Source organism: Mobilicoccus pelagius NBRC 104925, assembly GCF_000247995.1.
GTDB lineage: Bacteria > Actinomycetota > Actinomycetes > Actinomycetales > Dermatophilaceae > Mobilicoccus > Mobilicoccus pelagius.
Map to the genome: position 1 here is coordinate 1 of NZ_BAFE01000072.1, position 777 is coordinate 777.

1 protein-coding gene is annotated in these 777 nt (G+C 65.6%); it reads left to right on the forward strand.

Going from position 1 to position 777, the window contains the following annotated elements; all coding sequences use genetic code 11:
• On the forward strand, nucleotides 1–777 hold a 777-nt coding region (locus MOPEL_RS10540), incomplete at both ends, for a sigma-70 family RNA polymerase sigma factor (RefSeq protein ID WP_009482891.1).

The following is a 777-nucleotide window of genomic DNA, read 5'->3' on the forward strand; positions in this document are numbered from 1 at the left end:
GACGTCGATGAGTTGTGTCGTGCGCATCTGCCGTTGGTGCATTTCGAGGTGCGGGCGATCGGTGCGCGTCTTCCTGGTCATGTGTTCACCGATGATCTGGTGAGTGCGGGGATGGCGGCGTTGGCGATGGCGGCGAAGAGCTTCGATGCGTCGTTGGGTGTGCCGTTCGGTCGGTATGCGGTGCGTCGGATTCGTGGTGCGTTGTTGGACGAGTTGCGGAGTGCGGATTGGGCGACGCGGTCGTTGCGGTCCAAGGTGCGTCGTCGTGATGCGGTGCATGATGCGTTGGCGTCGTCGTTGGGTCGGCGTCCTTCTCCTGCCGAGGTGGCGGCGGAGTTGGGGTGTTCGGTCGCGGAGTTGGAGCGGTTGGAGGCGGATCTGCATGCGTCGGTGGTGTTGCGGCTGGATGTGATCACGGATGCCTCTGGTGGTGGGGGTGCGGCGGATGCGATCTTGCCGAGTTCGGATGCGACGCCGGAGATGGTGTTGATGGCGCGGGAGCGTCAGGCGTATCTGCGGGATGCGATCGAGGCGTTGCCGGAGCGGTTGGCCGTGGTGGTGCGGGGGTGTTTCTTCGAGGATCGGCCGATGCGGGAGTTGGCCGAGGAGTTGGGTGTGACCGAGTCGCGGATCAGTCAGATGCGGGCCGAGGCGTTGCGGTTGTTGCGTGACGGGTTGAACTCGCAGCTGGATCCGGAGATGTTGACCGGCGCCGGCGGTGCTACCGGTGGCGCGGCCCCGACGGGTGCGGTGGCGCGTCGTAAGGCGGCGTACTAC